Source organism: Clostridium sartagoforme AAU1, from assembly GCF_000401215.1.
Classification (GTDB): domain Bacteria; phylum Bacillota; class Clostridia; order Clostridiales; family Clostridiaceae; genus Clostridium; species Clostridium sartagoforme.
The window spans coordinates 1-19,139 of record NZ_ASRV01000088.1; the positions used below are offsets into that span (position 1 = coordinate 1).

Sequence of the window (19,139 nt, forward strand, 5' to 3'; positions counted from 1 at the left end):
TCTGATATCTGTTCCCTGTTACCTAAAAAATAAAACAACTGTGCATTGTGCCTTGTGAACTGTGAACTGAAAAATGCTTCGCAATTTTTTACAAATGTGCACTGTGCGTTGTGAACTGTGAACTTAAAAGATTGCTTCGCAAAATTTAACAATTGTGGTATTATATTTATGAATAAATTTACTTATGCATTATTAAGGAGAGAAAATGAAAGATAATAATTTTATTGATGTATTAGGATATAAAGTATATAGAAATAAGTTATCTAGTGCATTAAAATATATTGATAGTTTTGAAAAGGTTCATATAGTGTCTGGAAATCCAGAAGTACTATATACAGGTCTTTATAATGATGAGTTATTAAATAATTTTAAGTCTGATAAAGCATTTATAATACCAGATGGAGTTGGTCTTCAAATTGCAGCTAAGTATTTAAAAACTCCTGTTGAAGAAAAAATAGCAGGTATAGATTTAATGAAGGAAATAATAAAAAAATGTTCAAAAGAAAATAAGAAGATTTATTTGCTTGGAACAAATGATGAAAGTCTTAATGCTTGCGTTGCAAATTTGATGGTTAAATATCCTAAGATAAATATTGTAGGCTATAGAAATGGATTTTTTGATATAAATAAAGCAGATGAAATAATAAAAGATATAAAAGAAAAAAAACCATATGCAATTTTCGTAGCCATGGGGTGCCCAAGACAAGAACAATTTATAGTAAGATATATGGAAGAATTACCATGTAAAATATTCATGGGTGTTGGTGGGAGCTTTGATGTAATTGCAGAAAAAGTTAATAGAGCTCCCAAATGGATGATAAAAATTGGGCTGGAGTGGTTATATAGAGTTTCAAGGGAACCTTGGAGAATAAAGAGGCTTGGTAGTATTCCTAAATTTTTACTACTTGTTGCTAAAAACAAAAAGGTGATATATGAGTAAAAATACGATTTTCAAAGCAACTTTCATAGTAATGCTTATGACTATATTAAGCAGAGTAATAGGTTTTGGTAGAGATATGTTAGCTGCATATCATTTTGGAGTAGAAGGATCTTATGATATATATGTTGCCTCAGTTGCAATTCCTGAATCAGTATTTATGATAGTTGGGCTTGCAATATCAACAACATTTATACCAATACTTAGTGAAATTAGACATAATAAAAATAAAGATGAGATGTTTAAGTTTTCAAATAACGTTGTGACTATCTTAAGTATATTATCAATAGTTGTAATTGTATTAGGTTTAATATTTACAAAGGAGATTGTTAATATATTTGTACCTAAGTTTACTAAAGAGCAAATTGAACTAACTATATTTTTAACTAGAATAACTTTAATAAATATAATTCTATTATGTGTTAATGCCTGCTTTGCCTCTATATTGCAGGTATGCGAAGACTTTATTGTTCCATCATTATTAGGACTATTTTTTAATATTCCAATAATAGTATATCTAGTTTTTTTGCTGAAGTGAGCATTATAGGATTAACAATTGCTAACGTTCTAGGAAATTTACTTAGGGTATTAGTTCAAATTCCTTCATTATATAAGCAAGGTTATAGATTTAAATTATATATAGATTTAAGAGATGAAAAACTTAGAAGTATGATAATTTTGATACTTCCTGTTATAGTTGGAGCTGGAGCCAATTCAATAAATATGCTTGTAGATAAAAGTTTAGCATCAGGATTAAATACTGGTGCAATGGCATCTTTAGAGTATTCACAAAGGATAGTTACATTTGCTAATACAGCAATAACAACATCAATAGTCTCAGTAATTTATCCTTTAATGGCAAATAGGCTAAATGCTGGTGATAAGCAAGGATTTATAAAATACTTAACTAAATCAATAATAATAATTTGCTTATTTTTAATTCCAATAACTTTTGGAATGTTATTTTTAAGTAAAGAAATAGTTACAGTATTTTATGAAAGAGGGAAGTTTGATTCAAGTGCTGTTGTTCTAACTTCCATGGCTTTATTTGGATATTCTTTGCAGCTACCTTTTGCAGGAATAAGAGATATTTTAAATTCATCACTATTTTCAATGAAGAAAACAAAGGTTACTACAATTAATGGAATAATTGGTGTTGTAATAAATATAGCTTTAAGCATTATTTTATCTAAATATATGGGGGTTCTAGGTATAGCTATAGCAACATCTGTATCATCATTAGTGATAGCTTTATTACTCCTAAATTCAACTAAAGAAGTAGTTGGAAGTTTTAATATAAGTGAAGTTATTATAAAAATTAGTAAAATCATATTAAGTTCAACATTAATGATTTTAATTCTCTATTTTATAAATAGTTTGTTAAGTATAGAAAATTCTTTTATTATTATTTTAACTGATGGAAGCCTTGGAGCTGTAATATTTATGATTATGTGTAAGATTCTAAAAATAGAAGAATTTAATGAAGCTTTAAATATGATAAAGATGAAATTTAAGAAGGAGGGTTAAATTAAGAAAATGAAAATATTATTTATTGCATGTTATTCACCTTTGATTAATAATTCAGCATCAATTGAAACTCTTCAATATTTAAATAATTTAGCAAGGATTGAAGATAATAATATTCATTTATTAACAGTGAACTTTCCTTCAAATTCAATTTATTATGATGAATATATATTTAATATGTTAGATAAGAAAATTAATTTACATATAATATCAGGTGGAAAGTTATTTGAAGCAATTATGCCAAAAAAATATAAAGAAATGTCAGAGACTAATACTACTATAGGAAAAGTCAAAATTAAGAGTGCTTTAAGAACAGTAAAAAAATATTAGCAGTACCAGACATGTATTTATATTGGGCATTTAAAGCTAGTGAATATGGAATTAAACTTATGGAAAAAGAAGCATTTGATGTTATGTTTTCTATGCATGAGCCACCATCAAGTCATATATGTGCATATAAGATTAAAAAGAAATTTCCAAACCTTAAATGGATAACATACTGGAGTGATCCTTGGCTTAAGGATTCTACACGAGAAGACTCAAACTTTATAAGAAGAAACTTTGAGAAAAGATATGAAAAAAATGTAATTAATTTAGCAGATAAATATATATTTGTAACAAAAGCTAATAGAGATGATTATATTGAAACTTACAATATAAAAAAGGAAGATACTTATACTATTACAAGAGGTTATGATGAAAAAACATATTTTGATATAAAGGAAAAAGAAAATCCCAAATTAATAGATAAGAAAAAGATAAATATAGTTTATACTGGAGAGATTTTTTCGAAGCTTAGAGATGTAAGACCTTTTATTGAAGCGGTAAATAAACTTAATTTAGATGATAATAATCTATATGAAAATTTAAATATACTTTTTTTTGGGAATATAGATGATGAAGATGTTAAATATGACTTATCTAAAATAAGTAATGTAAAAGTATCAAATAGAATACCATATAGAGAAGCTTTGGGATATATGATTAATGCAGACATATTATTACTTTTTGGTAACAAGAATTCAAAACAAATACCAGCAAAAATATATGATTATTTTGGATGTAATGGATATGTATTAGTTGTTTTAGGTGATGAAAAAGATCCTATAATAGATGTAGTGAAAAACTTAGATAAATGTAATATAGCCTTAAATAATTCCAAAGATATTTCAAAAAAAATTGTAGAGTTATCGGAAAAAATATTAAGTGGAAACAACTCAAATCCAATTAAGGAGTATGAGTGGGAAAATATATCGAAAAAATTAAATTCTATTTTAAAGGGGGAGTAGCTATGCATATTATGTTTATACCATCATGGTATCATAATAAAAGAAATCCGGTTCATGGAAGTTTTTTTAAAGAGCAGGCACTAGCCCTTCAAGAATGTGGAATCAAAATTACTATTGCTTATAATGAAATTTGGCCATTGACATTAGCTTTTAAGATAAAAGAAAAAAATGGCTTAAATTATGAGATTGAGGAAGGATTAAAAACATATAGATATAAAAACTTTAATTACCTTCCTAAGAATCCTATGATGTTTAAAGTATTTAATAGAAGATTAGAAAAGTTATATAAAGAAATAATAAAAAGAGAAGGCAAAGTAGATATAATACATTGCCAATCTTCATTTTGGGCGGGGATAAGTGCTAATTATATTTCTAAAAAGTATAATATCCCACTAATAATAACAGAACATTCTTCTTTGAAAAAAGCTGTGTACATTAAGGATAGTTATAAGCCTTTAATAAAAAAGTCTTATTCTGAAGCAGATATACTTATAGCTGTAGGAAGTGGATTAAAAAAAGAAATGTCAGAGTTTTGTGGAAGAAAAGATATAAATATTATACATAATTTAATACCTATGGAAAACTTCTATATAAGTAATACTAAAAACGAAAAATTCACTTTTTTTTCTTTAGCATTTTTAGAAGGTGAAAAGGGAATGGATACACTTATAAGATCATACGCTAAATATTTTAAAGGAACAAATTCTAAGTTGTTAGTAGGTGGAGATGGAAGTCAAAAAGATTTTTTAATTAAGTTATGTGAAGAGTTAAAAATAGAAAATCAAGTAGACTTTCTAGGAGCTTTGTCTAGAAAAGAAGTTTCACATTATATGAGCATATGTGATTCCTTTGTTTTAGCATCAAGATATGAAACATTTGGAGTTGTTTATATTGAAGCTTTAGCATCAGGAAAACCTATTATAGGAACTTATAATGGTGGTGCAGAAGATATTATAAATCCTAAAAATGGATTAATAGTTAAGGTTGATGATGTTGATGAATTAGGAAATGCAATGAAATATATAATGGCAAATATAAACTCTTATAATCCAGAAGATATAAGAAATGAATGTATATCAAGATTTTCTAAAGACAAAATAACAAGAGAAATACTAAAAGTTTATGATTTAATATTAAGTAAGAGAGGTTAATTATGTTATTTAAAGAGTATAGTATAGATAAATTTATAGAAGAATTATCTTCAGATGCACCTTCACCAGGAGGCGGAAGTGTTGCAGCATTAGTAGCTGCTTTAGCTAGTGCATTAAATTGTATGGTTTATTCACTAACAGTAGATAAAAAGGCGTTTGAAAAATTGAATAATTCAGAGAAAAATAAGATGCTTCAATTACAAAAAGAAGCTAAGGAATTTACTGATAAATTTCAAAATTATATGGAACAAGATAGAAAAGACTTTTTGAACTTAATGGATAGCTATAAATTACCTAAGGATAGTGAAGAGGAGATTGCATTAAGAAAAGAAAAAATTAAAGAAAATACAATAAAAGCAATGAAAACACCTTTATTATTAGCGGAAGAATGTATTAAGTTTTATGATAATATTGAATTTGCAGTTAGATATGGTAATAAAAATTTAATTTCTGATGCTGGAGTTGCAACTATCTTATTACACTCAGCAATAGAAAGTTCTATAATTAATGTGAAAGTTAATTTAAACTTCTTAAGAGAAGAAGAAATTTGTAATGAAATAGAAAATAAATGTAAAACTATACTTAATAACTCTTATGTTAAAAAGTGTAATATTATAAATGTAGTCGAAGATATAATATACCCTAAAATATAGTCTCAAAAGAAGACTATACTTTTTTAGGGTAATTCATTTAAAGATTTAAATTCATATCCTTGAGATTTAAGTTCCTGAATTACAGTTTTTAATATTTTAGTGTTTGTATCAGAAACAGCGTGTAATAATATTATAGAACCTGGATGAGCTCCATTTACTATTTTCTTTATTGCAGCAGATTCTTCAGGTTGCTTATTAACAAGCCAATCTTTATAAGCAAAACTCCAAAATATTGTTTTGTATCCTAAATCTTGAGTTTTCTTTAAGGAATTTTTAGAATACTTACCCATTGGAGGTCTAAAAAATTTAGGCATATCTTGTGAAGTTAAAGCTTTAAATTCATCTTCTACTTCAGTAAATTCTCTAGTAAACTTCTCATTATCTAAAATACTGGCCATGGATGGATGATGTGATGTGTGATTACAAACTAGATGTCCTTCATCTACCATTCTTTTAACTATATCAGGTTGCTCTTTTATATAAGGTTTAACTACAAAAAATGCAGCAGGAACTTGTTCATCTTTTAAAATGTCTAAAATCTTTGGAGTATTACCATTCTCATAACCTTCATCAAAAGTTAGGTATAATATTTTAGAGTTTGTATCACCTACATAGTAAGCGCCAAAGTCACTAAAAAAGCCAACAGACTCTTTAGGTGGTTCTGGAGTTTTCCCTTTTTCTCTATTTACAAAATACCAATTAAGTTCTAAATCATCAGAAGCTAGAGCATTTATAGGGATAAAAGAAAAAGTACAAATAATAATTAAAGATAATATTAAAGTAGTAAATATATTTACTTTTTTCATTATTTCACCACCTTTTATTAAATATATTTAAGTATTAAGTTGATAATAAAAACTGTTTTATCTTAACTATAACTTATAACTTTATTTTTATCTAAATGATTCTTTTACACATAGAAATACAATGTATAAATGCTATTAATTGGCGATTGTTTTATTTTGCGAAGCAAAATTCTAGTTCATAGTTCCCAAGGCACAGTGCACAGTTATTAATTAGTTGAGAGTAGAAAATCGATAGTTGAAAGTTATGGATGAAACTACTACGTAGCTTCTAAAATTAGGATATATAAAAACTCTTAGAGTTTTTAATAATAGTTTTCTTAATTCAGCAAAGCTGAATTATTTCAATAACTCTCCACTTTTCACTCTTAATTATCAACTAGAAAAAACTGTGAACTGTGAATTGTGAACTATATAAATTGTTTTGCAATTTATATTATATTCTCAATTCTTATATTTTTAGATTAAATACCAAATCCTTATTATGGCTTATATATGTTGAAATAATTAATATTGTAGAGTATAATTTTAAAGATATGATTTAAGAGAAGAAAGGAATGTACATAGATGAATTTAGGAATAGTTGGTTTACCAAACGTAGGTAAAAGTACTTTATTTAATGCAATTACAAAAGCTGGAGCGGAGTCAGCAAACTATCCTTTTTGTACTATAGAGCCAAACGTTGGAGTAGTTAGTGTACCAGATAAAAGATTAGATGTTTTAGAAAAAATGTATAATACTAAGAAGAAAGTTTATACTGCAGTTGAGTTTTATGATATAGCAGGACTAGTAAAAGGTGCTTCTAAAGGTGAAGGATTAGGAAATAAGTTTTTATCTCATATAAGAGAAGTTTCTGCAATTGTTCATGTTGTAAGATGTTTTGATGATGGAAATGTTGTTCATGTTGAAGGTTCAGTTGATCCAATAAGAGATATAGAAACTATAAACTTAGAACTTATATTTGCTGATTTAGAAGTGCTAGAAAGAAGAATGGAAAGATCAATTAAGCAAGTTAGATCCGGAGATAAGAAAGCTAAGGAAGAGTATGCTTTAATGGAAAAAGTTAAAGTTCATTTAGAGCAAAACCTACCTATAAGAACTTTAGAAGTTACTGAAGAAGAAGAAGAATTAATAAAGGGATTATTTTTGATAACTTCCAAGCCAGTACTTTATGCATGTAACATATCAGAAGATGATATGATGGAAGGGAACACAAATAATGAATATGTACAAAAAGTAAAAGCACATGCTGAAAGTGAAAATTCAGAAGTTGTTGTTGTTTGTGCAAAGCTTGAAGAAGAGCTATCAGGTTTAGAAGATGATGAAAAGCAAGAAATGTTAAATGAATATGGCTTAACAGAATCAGGGCTAGATCAACTTATTCGTGGAAGTTATAAATTATTAGGGCTTATAAGTTATTTAACAGCAGGAGTTCAAGAAGTAAGAGCTTGGACTATTAAGGAAGGAACAAAAGCTCCTCAAGCAGCGGGTAAAATACATTCAGACATAGAAAGAGGATTTATTAGAGCTGAAATAGTTTCTTATGATGCTTTAGTAGAATGTGGTTCAGAAGCAGCGGCTAAGGAAAAAGGGCTTTATAGATTAGAAGGAAAAGAATATGTTATGAAAGACGGAGATGTAGTGAACTTTAGATTTAATGTTTAATTACATTAAAAAAAGACTGATATTAATCAGTCTTTTTTATTTTCAAAATATTCTAGTAAAATTTCATGTGATTTTATTAATTATGTAAAATAAATTATTAAAAAGTTAAATAATTCTTGAAGAAATCATTAAAATTCTATAGAATAGTAGTATAGAGTGGTTAAAAGTGGTTAAAAGTGGAGTGAATTTATAAGAAAGTAGGTATGAAGATGTTTATAGGAGAATATCAACATGCGATAGATGCTAAAAACAGAATGATAGTTCCTGTAAAGCTAAGAGAAGGTTTAGGTAATAACTTTGTAATTACTAAAGGCTTAGATGGCTGTCTTTATGCTTATCCAATGGATGAATGGAAAACCCTTGAAAATAAATTGAAATCTTTACCACTTACTAATAAAGATGCAAGAGCATTTGTTAGATTCTTTTTTTCGGGAGCTTGTGAAGTTGAAGTAGACAAACAAGGAAGAGGTTTAATTCCACAAAATTTAAAAGAATATGCATGTATAGAAAAGGAAATAGTAAGTATAGGAGTACTAACTAGAGTTGAAATTTGGAGTAAAGAAAAGTGGCAAGAATATAATGAGTCAGATATGGATTTTGATTCTATTGCTGAAAAAATGAGTGATTTAGGAATATAAGGAGTAGTATTATGGAATTTAAACATATATCTGTGCTTTTAAATGAATGCATAGAAGGATTAAATATTAAAGAAAATGGAATATATGTCGATGGGACACTAGGTGGTGGAGGACATTCCCTAGAGATATTAAAAAAGCTTTCAAAAGAAGGAACTTTGATTGGTATAGATCAAGATAAAGATGCTCTTAAAGCAGCCAGTGAAAGGTTACAAAATTTTGAAAATGTAAAGTTCGTTCATAGTAATTTTTATAATATAGATTCTATTTTAAATTCTTTAGATATTGAAAAAATAGATGGAATGCTTATGGATTTAGGTGTGTCATCTTATCAATTAGATGAAGGTGATAGAGGATTTAGTTATATGCAAGAGGCACCTTTAGATATGAGAATGAATAGAGAAAATTCATTATCTGCATATGAGGTTGTAAACGAATATGAAGAAACTGAAATTTACAGAATAATAAGAGACTATGGTGAAGAAAAATTTGCAAAAAGAATTGCTAGGTTCATAGTAGAAAACAGACAAAACAAACCTATAGAAACTACTGTGGAATTAGTTGAAATAATTAAGGCGGCTATACCAGCTAAAGCAAGAAGAGAAGGGCCTCATCCTGCAAAAAGAACATTTCAAGCGATTAGAATAGAAGTTAATAGTGAACTATCTATATTAAATAAAGCAATAGAAGATGGAGTAAATAGATTAAATAAAGGTGGAAGGATGGCAATAATAACTTTCCATTCTTTGGAGGATAGAATAGTTAAACTTAAATTTAAAGAATTAGCAACATCATGTACATGTCCAAAAGATTTTCCAATTTGTGTATGCGGTGGAGTGGCTAAAGTTAAATTAATAAGTAGAAAAGCTATAGATCCTAGTAAAGAAGAAGTAGAAGAAAATCCAAGAAGTAGAAGTGCTAAATTGAGGATTATAGAGAAAATTTAAAAAAAGTTAAGTAAAATGTATGGGGGATGTAATAAAATGGTCGATAGAGAATATGATTATATAAGAGGTAATACAGCATTAAATCCAAAAAGAAAATATAATGATATAGACAGAAGAATAGAAAAAGAAAATCAAGAAAAAAAACAAAGAGAATTACAAAGAAAAGAAAGAGATGCAAAAAAGGCTATTGTTAAAAACATCCTTCAAGTATCTTGTGTTGTATTAATTTTAGGAGTTAGTACTATAGCAAGAGATGGTAAAGTTTATAAAATGCAGAATGATCTTTTAAAAGTGAAAAGTGAAATAAAGACTGTTACTGCTGAAGGAGAAGCATTAAGAGTAAAGTTATTAAAAGACAATGGAAGGTTTGTAGATATAAAGAATATTGCTAATAATGTTGGAATGAAAATGCCACAAAAGGATGATTCAGTGGAAATAGATTTAAGTAAAAACTTTTTTGCAAACTTAAATGAATAAACATAAGTAATAAAATAGTACACGTGCCAAGATAAAGAGTGTTAAGTTACACTCAACATGTTTTTAATTAATTACATGGAGGCATTGATGTGAATAGAAAGAATTATAGAGATAAAGCGCTAATGAAAAAAAGAATGTCATTAGCGCTTACCGCATTAACATGTTTATTTGCTCTTTTGATATTTAGATTATCTTACATAATGATAGTTAAAAGAGGTGAATATTCAGAAAGAGCTGAAGAACAGTGGACAAGTGAAGTTAAAATTGATGCAAGAAGAGGTAGAATACTAGATAGAAATGGAGTAGAACTAGCTGTATCTGCAAATGTTTATAGAGTAGATTTTGACTTGAATTCAATACGGTCACATTTAAGGAAGGAAAATTTAACTAATGATTCTATAGCGCCTAAAATAGCAGAAGCCTTAGAAATTGATGTTGAAAAAGTATTAAAAAAACTTAATACAAAGCTTCCAAGCGGTGCTGATGCTGGTGGTGCCAACTTAATTAGAAGAATAGAAAAAGAACCGGCTGATAAAGTGAAGGAATTAAACATACCTGGAGTAATAGTATCTCCAGATACCAAAAGGTATTATCCAAATGGAAACTTCTTAGCACATGTATTAGGAAGTACTAACATTGATGGACAAGGATTAACAGGAGTAGAATTACAATATAATTCTTATTTATCAGGAACACCGGGATTGCGTATATCAGAAATAGATAAGTATAATGATGAGCTTCCATACACTATTTCAAAATTTACTCCTCCAGTAGATGGGAAAGATGTTGTTTTAACTATAGATGCTAATTTGCAAGCTTTTGCGGAAAAGGTAGCGGAAAAAGGATATAAGGATAACCAAGCAAAGCAAGTTTCTATAATAATAATGAATCCGACTAATGGTGAAATTTTAGCAATGGTGAATAAACCTGATTTTAATCCTAATAATCCATATGAAGGTGTAGAAAATTATGAAGGATCAAATACTGCAGAAAAAGTTCAAAAAATGTGGAGAAATCATTTGATTAATGATACATTTGAACCAGGATCAATTTTTAAAGTTGTAACAATGATAGGAAATTTAGAAGAAGGGCTTGTTAAAGAGTCTGATACCTTTACTTGTAATGGAAGTTTAAAAGTTGGACCACATACAATAAAATGTTGGAAAACATCAGGACATGGAACTCAAATATTACCAGAGATACTTCAAAACTCATGTAATGTTGGGTTTATGGAAATTGGTAAAAGAATAGGAAAAGAAAAACTAAATGAATATATTAAGAAATTAGGGTTTGGTAAGGTGAGTGGAGTTGACCTGCCAGGAGAAGCAAAAGGAATAACAAAGAAAACTGAAGATATTACTGAAGCGGACCTTGCTACAATTTCATTTGGTCAAACTAATACAGTAAATGCAATTCAATATATGACTGCTTTTAATAGTATAGTAAATGGCGGGAAATTAATTCAACCTCATATAATGAAACAAATTACATCTAAAGATGATGAAGGCAATATAGTTGTAGATAAAAATTTTGAACCAACAATAACAGAAGTTTTAAGTGAAGAAAAAACAGCTATACTTAGAGATTATTTAGAAAGAACTGTTTCTTATGGGGGCTCAAGCAAAGCATATGTTGAAGGATATCATACTGCAGCTAAAACAGGAACCGCCCAAAAAGTTAATCCAAATGGTGGTGGATATGAGTCAGGGAAATACATTTCTTCTTTAGCGGGTTTTGCACCAGCTGATGATCCTAAAGTTTCAATATTTATTTCTATAGATGAACCTGGAACAGGTACTTATTATGCAGGACAAATAGTTGCCCCTCTTGCCAATATATTATTCACTGATATATTCAACTACATGAGTTCAGAAATATCAAAAGATGATATAGATAGTATAGTTAAAGATGTAGTTATTCCAGAAATAAGAGGTCTTGAAGTTAGTGAAGCTAAAAAAATATTAAAAGAATATAATTTAGAGTATAATATTGATGGAAATGGGTCTATAATAACAGATGTGAAACCTTATCCAGGCTATACTGTTAAAGAAAATTCTAAGATTAATATAGACACAGGAGACTCAGAGTCTTATAATAAAAATGTTATTATGCCTGATTTAAGGGGATACTCTTTAGATTCAGCAACTAAACTTTTAGAGGATCTAGGTGTAAGCTATACCTCAGAAGGTAAAGGAGCTATAATAAAACAAAGTATTCCAAAAGGGGAAATGATTAAAAAAGGAACTAATGTAAAACTTATATTAAGCGATGAATACGGAGATTAATTTAGAATATCCCTTTACATTAGCATGTGGGAAACTCACATGCTAAAATTTTATACAAAAGAGATAGGGAGTTCTTTTTAGAATAATAAGGAGATGGTGAAATGAAGTTATTAGATTTATTAAATGGAGTAAGTTATCAATTATTAAGTGGAGAATTAGAAAAGGAAATAAATAACATTCAATATGATAGTAGAAAAATAGAAGTAGATGACTTATTTGTATGTCTTACAGGCTTTGAAGTTGATGGACATAATTATGCTAATAAGGCAATAGAAGCAGGAGCAAAAGTAATAATTTGTGAAAAAAATATAGATATTAAAGAAAATGATGTAACAGTATTACTTGTTAAAGAAGGAAGAAAAGCTCTTGCTTTAATGGCGGCTAACTATTATGGACATCCAACTAGGAAATTAAAATTAATAGGTGTTACAGGAACAAATGGAAAAACTACTACGGTATATCTTTTAAAATCTATGCTAGAAAAGGCAGGTAAAAAAGTTGGTTTAGTTGGAACTATAGCTAATTATATAGGTGATACCAAAATTAAGTCTGAAAGAACCACTCCTGAATCATTAGAGCTTCAGAAATTATTTAAGGACATGGTAGAGGCAGATTGTGAATATTGCGTTATGGAGGTTTCATCACATTCACTATATTTAGATAGAGTATACGGATGTGAGTTCGAAATAGGAATATTTACAAATTTAACAAGAGACCATCTAGATTTTCATAAATCTTTTGATAATTATTATGATGCAAAATTTAAATTATTTCAAAGAAGTAAGTCTTGTGTAATAAATGTTGACGATGATTTCGGTTATAGAGTATTAAGAGATGTTGAAAAATTAGATAATAAAGAAATAAAGACGTATTCAATAAAAAATGAGAGTGATTTTAAAGCTTCAGATCTTATGTTAAAAGAAGGAGACATACATTTTAGGATAAATGGAGAAGAATTTAACTCTGTGCTGCCAGGAGAATACAATGTGTATAATGCGCTAGGTGCTGTGGGGGCAATGAGCATTTTAGGTATAGATAAAGAATTAATGAGAAAAGGATTATTAGATGTTGTTGTACCTGGTAGATGTGAAAGAATAGGATACAAATATGATATACCATATGATATAATAATAGATTTTGCCCATACTCCTGATGGATTAAAAAATATTTTAGAAACATTAAAAGGATTTACTAAAAATAGATTAATAGCTGTTTATGGATGTGGCGGAGATAGAGATAAAGTCAAAAGAGCTGAGCTTGGAAGAATTGGGACTGAACTTGCTGATTTAGCAATAATAACATCAGATAATCCAAGAGAAGAAGATCCAATGGTAATTATAAAAGAAATAGTTGCAGGTATTAAAAAATCAAATTATTTAGCAATTGAAAATAGAGTTGAGGCAATTAAGCTTGCTTTAGGCATGGCAGAAGAAGGAGATGTGATTGTTTTAGCTGGAAAAGGACATGAAAATTATCAGATTGTTAATGAAGGTGTAATTCATTTTGATGAAAGAGAAATAGTAGATGATATTTTAGCAAATAAGAAGAAATAATTAGAGGTGGATAAATTGGAATTATCTTTAAAAGAGCTTTTAGAAGCTGTAAATGGCGAAGTAATATTTATGGGCAAAACTGAATTTAATAGTATTTGCATTGATACAAGAAAAATAGAAAAAAATAATGTATATTTAGCTATAAAGGGTGAAAATTTTAATGGAAATAAATTTGTTTTAGAAGCTTTTAAAAAAGGAGCCTCTGTAGCAATAATTGACGAAGTACTATTTGATTTAAATGATACAGAGAATTTAGAAACAGTAATAAAAGTTCAAGATACAGAAAAAGCTTTATTACAGCTTGCTCATTACTATAGGAAAAAGTTAGGTTTAAAAATAGTAGGTGTTACTGGGTCATGTGGAAAAACTTCTACAAAGGATTTAATTGCAGCATTTTTAAGTGAGAAATATAAGGTTTTTAAAACTAAAGGAAACTTTAATAATCAAATAGGATTACCTCTTATGATTTTAGAACTTGATAGTTCAATAGATGTTGCAGTTTTAGAAATGGGAATGAGTAACCTAGGAGAGATAGATGTTCTTGCAAATTGTGCAAGACCTGATATAGCTGTTATTACTAACATAGGGTTATCTCATATAGAAAACTTAAAAACTCAAGAAAATATATTGAAGGCTAAAAGTGAGATATTCAATTATTTTGGTGAAGAAAACTCTCTTATAATAAATGGAGAAGATGAAAACTTGCTAAAAATAAAAGATAAGTGTTTTGAAATCCTAAAAATTGGATATAATCATGAATATGATGTTTATGCATTTAATATTATACTAGAGGAGGACAAAACAACATTTACTGTTAAAGATAAAGAAGAAGAAATTATATTTACAATACCGATGGCTGGCAAACATAATGTATTAAATTCAATGCTTGCAATAGAAGTAGCTAAAAAATTAAATGTAACTTTTAATGAAATGAAAAGAGGGATAAAAAATTTAGAAGCTACATCAATGAGACTGCAAGTTATTAAAAAAAATAAGATAACAATTATAAATGATTGTTATAATGCTAGTCCAGACTCAATGAAATCTTCAATGGATGTACTTAGTAGTTATAAAATAGGAAGGAAAATAGCTATACTTGGGACTATGAATGAACTAGGTGAAGAAGCTGCAAATTCTCATAAGGAAGTAGGAAAATATGCTTTAAATAAAGTAGATTTATTAATAGCAATAGGAAAATATAATGATTGTTTTAAAGAAGGATTTGCAGGAGAAAACTTAATTACTTTTACTACAAAAGAAGAGTGTATAAATAATTTAAGCACTATAATTAAAGAAAATGATGTAGTTTTAGTAAAGGCTTCAAGAGGTATGAAGTTTGAAGATATAGTTAGTTCATTGGAAGAAGTCTCAATATAACGAAGGAGGTGAACTGTCCTTTTTAGAGGGCAGGAACAATGGGGGATAAATTAATAGACATATTTACATCAAATTTAACTTTGGGATTAGTATTAGCTTTTATAATATCGTTAGTACTAGGACCTATAACAATACCAATGCTTAGAAGATTAAAGTTTGGTCAAAATATAAGAAAAGAAGGGCCTCAAAGCCACCTGAAAAAAGCTGGAACTCCAACTATAGGAGGAGTTATATTTATAATCTCAACAGCTATAGTAATGGTGGTAATGAGATTTAATCCAACAGATGAAGCTATGATTGCACTTTATTCATTACTTGCTTTTGGATTTATAGGATTTTTAGATGATATTCTAAAGATTGTGAAAAAGGAAAATGAAGGATTAAAGGCATGGCAAAAGATGTTATTATTAGTTATATTTTCAACTGCTATTGCAGTATATGGATATGTTAACTTAGGAACAAGTTTAAGAATACCATTTATAGATACAAAAATTCCACTTGGTATACTTTATATTCCTTTTGTAATAGTTTATTATGCAGGTGCAACTAACGCAGTTAATTTAACAGATGGGTTAGATGGCTTAGCATCTACTGTAAGTGTTTTAGTATTAACATTTTTTGCAGTTGTAGCATTTATAATGAAACATGAATCATTAGCAGTATTTTCAATTGTATTAGCAGGTGGGTTATTAGGATTCTTAAAATTCAATGCATATCCTGCCAAAGTATTTATGGGTGATACAGGATCACTAGCAATTGGAGGTGCTGTAGCTACTATTGCATTAGTCTTAGAGCTGCCATTAGTATTATTTATTGTTGGTGGAATATATGTTTTTGAAACAATATCAGTAATACTACAAGTTTCCTCTTATAAATTAAGGGGAAAAAGATTGTTTAAGATGGCACCAATTCATCATCATTTTGAGCAAGAAGGATGGAGTGAAACAAAAATTGTTACAGTTTTTGCTATAGTGACTGTGATATTAAGCTTTATAGGATTTATAGCCCTTTAATTACTGAATTGGAGGAGTTTTTATGAGAGAAAAAAAAGCCCACGGAAAAGTGGGTGAAATTGACTATGGTATATTCTATTCCGTTATATTTTTATTAGCAATAGGGGTAATTATGATATATTCAGCAAGTTCATACTATGCGATGTTCAAAGAAGGCGATAGTATGGTGTACTTAAAAAAACAATTAATTTGGGCAATTACTGGATTGATAGCTATGGGTTTTATGGTTAGTTTTGATTATCATAAGCTAAAAAGAATTACTCCACATCTTTTAATAATAACAGTACCATTGTTAATAGCAGTATTTTTCTTTCCAGCAGTAAATGGTGCGAAAAGATGGATTCAACTTGGACCATTATCATTTCAACCATCAGAGCTTACGAAATATGTTATAGTCTTATTTTTAGCTATGAGCTTAGATTTAAAAGGAGATGGAGTTAAAAAGTTTTGGTCTGGTATAGTACCATATCTTGGAGTATCAGGATTCTTTGCAGCAATGATATTGGCTGAAAAAAACTTAAGTATAGCTGCAATAATTATGATTGTTACTTTTATAATGCTTTTTGTGGCAGGTGGAAGAATTCAAGATTTATTCGGAAAAGTTGCTCCAGTATTGTTAGTTGCAGTTATGTTATTTATCTTTGGAGAAGATTATAGAAGAGCTAGAATGCTTAATTTCTTAAATCCATGGAAAGATCCAGCAGGAGATGGATATCAATTAATTCAATCTTTTTACGCGCTAGGTGCTGGAGGAGTGACAGGATTAGGTCTTGGACAATCAAGACAAAAAACTTTGTATATGCCAGAACCTCATAATGATTTTATATTTTCTATTATAGGTGAAGAACTTGGATTAATTGGCTGTTTATTTATAATTGTATTATTTATATTTTTTGTATGGAGAGGTATAAAGGTTGCAATGAAAGCTAAGGATACTTATGGAACATTATTAGCTATAGGAATAACATCAATAATTGCAGTTCAAGCAATTATTAATATTGCAGTTGTAACAGGTTCTATGCCTGTAACAGGAGTTCCAATGCCGTTTATAAGTTACGGAGGTACATCTCTTGTGATTAATATGATGGCAATAGGGATACTTTTAAACATATCAAGACAAGTTCAAGGAAAAGAGATATAAATTGTTATTGTGAAGAGTGAGTTTTAATGTTAATTCTCACTCTTTTTTATGTGAGAAAAGTATTAAATTATTATAAAATTATTAAATTATTATAAAAAGTTTAAATTTAGTAAAAATAATAATGAAAAAATACCCAGAAAGTGATATTATTATAGTAAGTGATTATATTATGTAAAAGTAGGGGAATTATGAATAATACAAATCAATTTATAAGAAAAAAAAAGAAGAAGAAAGTAATAAAAAGACTAATTTTAGCTTTGTTTGTTTTTACAATAGGAATTATAATATTTATATATAAATCACCTTTATTCAATTTGAAAAAAATTAATTTAACAGGCTTAGTGACTTTAACAAATGAAAGTTTACAAGAAAAACTAAAATATAATATAGGGCAAAATATATTCACTATAGATTATAATGAGATTGAAAAAGAACTAAAAGAAAATCCTTATGTAAAAGAAATAAAAATAACTAAAAAAGGTATAAATAGTTTGAATATAAATATAAAGGAAAATAAAATAGCTTATTATTTTGAAAGTGAAGGAAATTTAAAGGCAATTAATAATGAAGGAATAATTGTGGAAGAGTTAGATAGTTTAGAAGGCAGAAAATTAATTATGCTTACAGGAGCTGATTTAACGGAAAAGACTGTAGGAGATAAGGTAACTGATAATCCTAATTTGAAAAATGTATTAGAGAAGTTTTATCAAATAATAGAGTTAATGCCACAAGAGTATGTTTTTTCTAAAATAGATATTAAAGATATAAATAATATAGTATGTTATATAGGAAATGTAGAAATAATAATTGGAGATATTACTAACTTAGCAGATAAAATGAATTTGGCTCTTAATGCAATTGAACAAGGAGTTATTTCAAAGGGGTATATTGATATGAGTTTTAATGGCCCACCAGTTATAAAGCAAATTGATTAGTAAAGGGGGAAGCTATATGAAGAAGATTACATCACAAATATTTGTTGCAGTTGTTTGTGCATTTTTAGGATTTTTGCTTGCGCATCAATTTAAATTACTTAATGAAAAAAATAAAGAAAATAAAATAGTTCAAAATTTAGATATAATTGCAGAAATAGAAGCATTAAAAAAAGAAAAAGAAGAGTTCTTAGAGTCTAATAATGTATTATCCGAAAAACTGAAGCAACTAGAAGAAACCGTTGCAAAAGATGGTGCTGTTGAAGGAGAAATAAAAAAGCAGCTTGATAATACTAGAATGAATTTAGGGTTAGTGGATGTTAAGGGTCCAGGAGTAGTTATAACTATAACTCCTAAAACTAATATTTTTGGCTCTAATAATTCAACTACAACTAGAATTATTAGTGAAGAAGAAATAGCTTATATAGTTAACTCTTTAAAATTTGCAAAAGCAGAAGCAATATCTGTAAATGATTATAGAATTACTCCACAAAGTGGTATTAGGAATTCGGGAAATTGGATTTGGATAGGATCAGCTGGAAGAATAGATCCTAATGATAAGATAGTAATAAAAGCTATAGGTGATAAGCAAGCGTTAAAAAATGCAGTAACTTTTGTTGGAGTATTAGAGTATCAAGCATTACAAAATTATAATAGCGAAGTAAAAGAAAGTGATGAGATTATAATAAATAAAACCACTCAGTCTTTAACAAGTGAATTTGTTAAACCTATAAATTAAAGGAGGGAGATTTTG

At 28.2% G+C, this 19,139-nt stretch carries 17 protein-coding genes and 1 pseudogene; 17 read left to right on the plus strand and 1 reads right to left on the minus strand.

What is annotated here, in order from left to right; translation table 11 throughout:
- The first annotated feature begins 205 nt into the window (after positions 1-205).
- From A500_RS06570 to A500_RS06590, 6 genes and pseudogenes are all read left to right on the plus strand, one after another.
- A complete protein-coding gene (locus A500_RS06570) occupies positions 206-940 on the plus strand; it encodes a WecB/TagA/CpsF family glycosyltransferase (protein ID WP_016206807.1) in 735 nt (244 codons plus the stop codon).
- On the plus strand, positions 933-1,475 hold the full coding sequence (locus A500_RS21885; protein ID WP_051993124.1) for a lipid II flippase MurJ: 543 nt from the start codon (positions 933-935) through the stop codon (positions 1,473-1,475). The genes A500_RS06570 and A500_RS21885 overlap by 8 nt, the downstream gene beginning before the upstream one ends.
- Entirely contained in the window at positions 1,472-2,464 is a 993-nt protein-coding gene (locus A500_RS19400) for a lipid II flippase MurJ (RefSeq protein WP_051993125.1), read from the plus strand. The genes A500_RS21885 and A500_RS19400 overlap by 4 nt, the downstream gene beginning before the upstream one ends.
- Before the next feature lie 9 nt (positions 2,465-2,473).
- Positions 2,474-3,753: pseudogene (locus A500_RS06580) on the plus strand (glycosyltransferase).
- Positions 3,754-3,755: 2 nt separating this feature from the next.
- The gene (locus tag A500_RS06585; protein ID WP_016206808.1) at positions 3,756-4,904 is read left to right on the plus strand and encodes a glycosyltransferase; all 1,149 of its coding nucleotides are present in this window, start codon (positions 3,756-3,758) and stop codon (positions 4,902-4,904) included.
- Positions 4,905-4,906: 2 nt separating this feature from the next.
- Complete coding sequence (locus A500_RS06590; RefSeq protein WP_016206809.1) at positions 4,907-5,557, plus strand: cyclodeaminase/cyclohydrolase family protein; 651 nt, start codon at positions 4,907-4,909, stop codon at positions 5,555-5,557.
- 23 nt (positions 5,558-5,580) lie between these two features.
- Here A500_RS06590 and pdaA read toward each other — a convergent pair whose 3' ends face one another.
- Positions 5,581-6,363 carry a delta-lactam-biosynthetic de-N-acetylase gene (gene pdaA, locus A500_RS06595; RefSeq protein ID WP_016206810.1) on the minus strand — a complete coding sequence of 261 codons (783 nt, stop codon included), beginning with the start codon at positions 6,361-6,363 and terminating at the stop codon, positions 5,581-5,583.
- A 564-nt stretch (positions 6,364-6,927) separates the two neighbouring features.
- Here pdaA and ychF point away from each other — a divergent pair.
- From ychF to A500_RS06650, 11 genes are all read left to right on the plus strand, one after another.
- Positions 6,928-8,025, plus strand: a complete 1,098-nt coding sequence (gene ychF, locus A500_RS06600) for a redox-regulated ATPase YchF (protein ID WP_016206811.1) — start codon at positions 6,928-6,930, stop codon at positions 8,023-8,025.
- 209 nt (positions 8,026-8,234) lie between these two features.
- A complete protein-coding gene (gene mraZ / locus A500_RS06605; RefSeq protein WP_016206812.1) occupies positions 8,235-8,663 on the plus strand; it encodes a division/cell wall cluster transcriptional repressor MraZ in 429 nt (142 codons plus the stop codon).
- Positions 8,664-8,674: 11 nt separating this feature from the next.
- Complete coding sequence (rsmH, locus tag A500_RS06610) at positions 8,675-9,607, plus strand: 16S rRNA (cytosine(1402)-N(4))-methyltransferase RsmH (protein ID WP_016206813.1); 933 nt, start codon at positions 8,675-8,677, stop codon at positions 9,605-9,607.
- Between the two features lie 36 nt (positions 9,608-9,643).
- The gene (locus A500_RS06615) at positions 9,644-10,084 is read left to right on the plus strand and encodes a cell division protein FtsL (RefSeq protein WP_016206814.1); all 441 of its coding nucleotides are present in this window, start codon (positions 9,644-9,646) and stop codon (positions 10,082-10,084) included.
- Positions 10,085-10,173: 89 nt separating this feature from the next.
- Positions 10,174-12,369, plus strand: a complete 2,196-nt coding sequence (locus tag A500_RS06620; RefSeq protein WP_016206815.1) for a stage V sporulation protein D — start codon at positions 10,174-10,176, stop codon at positions 12,367-12,369.
- 101 nt (positions 12,370-12,470) lie between these two features.
- Positions 12,471-13,922 (plus strand): UDP-N-acetylmuramoyl-L-alanyl-D-glutamate--2,6-diaminopimelate ligase, encoded by a 1,452-nt coding sequence (locus A500_RS06625; RefSeq protein ID WP_016206816.1) that lies wholly within the window; start codon positions 12,471-12,473, stop codon positions 13,920-13,922.
- Positions 13,923-13,937: 15 nt separating this feature from the next.
- Positions 13,938-15,299, plus strand: coding sequence for a UDP-N-acetylmuramoyl-tripeptide--D-alanyl-D-alanine ligase (locus A500_RS06630; RefSeq protein WP_016206817.1), 1,362 nt, complete (start codon positions 13,938-13,940; stop codon positions 15,297-15,299).
- A 38-nt stretch (positions 15,300-15,337) separates the two neighbouring features.
- Positions 15,338-16,312 (plus strand): phospho-N-acetylmuramoyl-pentapeptide-transferase, encoded by a 975-nt coding sequence (gene mraY, locus A500_RS06635; protein WP_016206818.1) that lies wholly within the window; start codon positions 15,338-15,340, stop codon positions 16,310-16,312.
- Between the two features lie 22 nt (positions 16,313-16,334).
- On the plus strand, positions 16,335-17,453 hold the full coding sequence (spoVE, locus tag A500_RS06640) for a stage V sporulation protein E (protein WP_016206819.1): 1,119 nt from the start codon (positions 16,335-16,337) through the stop codon (positions 17,451-17,453).
- 188 nt (positions 17,454-17,641) lie between these two features.
- On the plus strand, positions 17,642-18,388 hold the full coding sequence (locus A500_RS06645; RefSeq protein ID WP_016206820.1) for a cell division protein FtsQ/DivIB: 747 nt from the start codon (positions 17,642-17,644) through the stop codon (positions 18,386-18,388).
- Positions 18,389-18,404: 16 nt separating this feature from the next.
- Positions 18,405-19,124: a DUF881 domain-containing protein gene (locus A500_RS06650; RefSeq protein WP_016206821.1), complete on the plus strand. Its 720-nt coding sequence runs from the start codon at positions 18,405-18,407 to the stop codon at positions 19,122-19,124.
- Positions 19,125-19,139: the final 15 nt, after the last annotated feature.